At 39.0% G+C, this 3,208-nt stretch carries 2 protein-coding genes; one reads left to right on the forward strand and one right to left on the reverse strand.

Annotated features, from left to right (window positions below):
* A partial coding sequence (locus J7J33_00040) for a fibronectin type III domain-containing protein (protein MCD6167692.1) occupies positions 1-2,753 on the forward strand: 2,753 nt, incomplete at its 5' end.
* A gap of 46 nt (positions 2,754-2,799) precedes the next feature.
* Here the strand turns inward: J7J33_00040 and J7J33_00045 are convergent.
* Positions 2,800-3,183, reverse strand: a complete 384-nt coding sequence (locus J7J33_00045) for a hypothetical protein (GenBank protein ID MCD6167693.1) — start codon at positions 3,181-3,183, stop codon at positions 2,800-2,802.
* Positions 3,184-3,208: the final 25 nt, after the last annotated feature.

Raw genomic sequence — 3,208 nt, forward strand, 5'->3', positions numbered from 1 at the left:
GATACAGAGTTAAGGCTAAGCTTAGTTTTCTATTTAATACTTATTACAGTGATCCTACAAACTCTGTTTATGCATATGTCCTTCATGCACCCACAGGGGTAAAAACAAAACTTGACCCAGATACTTACTTATTTCCAGTTCACACTGGTTCTTTAAATGTTACCCTCTCCTGGGATGCCATAACAGATCCTTATGTTCAACATGTGGAGATACTGAGAAGAAAGAAAGGGACAGTAACCTGGTCTCTTAGAGCAAGAATTTCTAAATCAAAGACCAGTTGGGTTGATGAGCATACATCCCCGAACACTGAGTACGATTATCTGGTGAGAAGTGAGAGGGATGATGAAACTGGAAGGATAGGCGACAATGCTGCTGGTTCCATAGTATCAGTATTGACATTTCCAGAATCACCAACAGATTTTGATGCCTTTGCAGATAAAAAAACCATTCATTTGAGTTGGTCCCATGACGGAAACTGTGATGGATTTAAAATATACAAAAAAGGCGGCATGTTTATATGGTCTTGGACCTTAATAAAAACCCTCAACAATACACAGTTTAGCTACATCTTCAATGTCTCTGATTATGGAACTTACACATATAAAGTTGTTGCATATAATTCCAGTGGGGATTCTCCAGTTGCTCCAGTAAAAACTGTCTATGTCCTTAAACCGCCATCAGGACTTGTAGCAACACCGCTTTCTCCCACATCCATAAGACTTACTTGGAATCCAGTTGATAGTAATGCTTCAAATGTTCTAATTCTAAGAAGTACAAATGGAACAACTTTCAATGTTTATAAGACTCTACCAGCAACTACCACAAGCTATATTGATACAGGACTTACACCTGAAACAACATACTGGTACAGACTTTGGGCAAAGAAGGATAAGAATACATCAGAGTGGTCAAATACTGCTTCAGCTACAACGCCACCTGCTGGTTCTCCCCCATCCTCACCAACAAACCTCTCTGCAGAGGCAATATCCTGTCAACAAGTGGATCTTTCATGGGATGATAATTCAAGCGATGAGGATAATTTTATAGTTGAAAGAAAAGAGGAAGGGGGATCATACTCAGTAATAGCAACCCTTCCTGCAAATACAACATCCTATTCAGATACAACAGTATCTCCTGAGACCACCTATTACTATAGAGTAAAGGCTCATAATTCCTGGGGAGATTCAGGATACTCAAATGTTGTAAATGTTACCACTCCGGCATGTGGAACTCCTCCATCTGCCCCAACCAATCTTGCAGCAGAGGCAACCTCTCCAACAGAAGTCTCCCTCTCATGGACAGATAATTCAGACAACGAGGATGGATTCAAAATTGAAAGAAAACAGGAAGGAGGCACATTCTCAGTAATTGCAACTCTCCCACCCAACACTACTACTTACACAGATACAGGCCTTACCCCAGATACTACATACACATACAGAGTGAGAGCATACAACTCCTTTGGATATTCAGATTACTCCAATGAGGCAGAGGTTACGACACCATCCCTTATAACAATACCAGAGGCTCCAACAAATCTTACAGTGTCAGATATAACAAGCGAATCTGTTTCCCTCTCATGGACAGACAATTCAGACAATGAAGAAGGGTTTAAACTCTACAGAAGAGAGAAAGAGGAGGCTGACTTCTCACTCCTTATAACCCTTCCAGCAGATACCACAACATACACAGACGACTCTGTTGAACCAGAAAAAACATACTACTACAAAGTGCTTGCCTTTAACTCTGCAGGAGATTCAGATTTCTCAAATGTAGTAACTGCACTCATTCCTCCATCTAAACCAGAGAAACCAGCAAACTTTACAATAACAGAAACTGTCGGAAGAAGTGTGAGTTTCTCATGGGAGTTCTCTGGTAGCTGTGATGGATTTACCATATTTGAGGTCAATGGAACAAAGAGGAGAGTGCTTGAAGCTAATTCAGATGATAGAGAAGCAACTCTTAATGATGCGATCTATGGAACCCATAAGTATGTTGTTGCTTCCTACAAGTTAAGTGGTGGCAACAGAGTTTACAGTGAAGATTCAAATGAAGTGGAGACATACATAATAAGACCTCCAACAAACCTTTTTGGAGAAGTGATTGATAAGAATACGATTAAACTAAAGTGGATAAACAACGATGATAATATTGACAAGATTAGAATCTACAGAAGAACAGAAACTACTTCATTCCATATGATTGCAGAGATTCCTGTAAACAACACCTATACCGATTCATCCTGTGTTCCTGATACAACCTACTTCTACTATGTTGTTGGAGTAAAGGATACACCTAAGAGTATATCTGGTAAATCCAACATACTAACCATAAAAACCCCAAAGGATATAGAACAAATCATCATCCGCCTCTACATAGGAAAGACATATTACTATGTAAATGATGAATTACTTGAGATGGATGTAGCCCCAATAATAAGAGAGGGAAGAACCTTACTTCCCATAAGATATGTAGCAGAAGCATTGGGAGCAGAAGTAGGATGGAATGGAAAAGAACAGAAGGTAACCATAACCTTCAAGGGAACAACAATAGAACTATGGATAGGAAAGAACACTGCAAGAGTAAATGGAGAATACAAACTCATAGACCCAACAAACCCCAATGTGAAACCAATAATAATACCCCCTGGAAGAACAATGCTCCCCATAAGATTCATAGCAGAAAACCTTGGTTGTAAAGTTGACTGGGATCCTAAATTAAGAGAGGTTAAGATAACATACCCGGGAGGGTAAAAAATTAAAGGGGAGCAATTGCTCCCCTTTTTTCTCCCTTAAAAACTTACTTTTTAATCTTATCAAGGATTAACTGCCTTACACTCTCAGGATTTCCACAATGGAAGATACCTTGGCCCTTGTTTGTTTTTATTACAAGAAATGATACCAGTGGGAGGAATTTAAATGGTAAAATTGGTAAATCTGTAAATCCTTCTTCCCTCTTTTGGAGAGCACTTTTTTCTTCTATGGTGACATCAATTATGTCAGAATATGGAATCTCCAGCTTCTCCTCAGGATATTTTATTATATCCATACTTATTGGATCCATATCTGGTTTTACATCAAATACTATAGTGTTTTCTCCAAGGGTTAATTTACCAAACACAGGGAGTGGAAGGTCCTCTTTTACATGTAGACCACCATAATATGCTGCATCAAATTCCTTCATCCCGCACCTCCTTTTATAAGTTTTT

It is taken from the genome of Caldisericia bacterium (assembly GCA_021158845.1).
Lineage (GTDB): Bacteria > Caldisericota > Caldisericia > B22-G15 > B22-G15 > B22-G15.

Bases quoted from the DNA above. Each gene is read 5' to 3' on its own strand.
- J7J33_00045 (MCD6167693.1), bottom strand. From the start codon at position 3,183: ATGAAGGAATTTGATGCAGCATATTATGGTGGTCTACATGTAAAAGAG.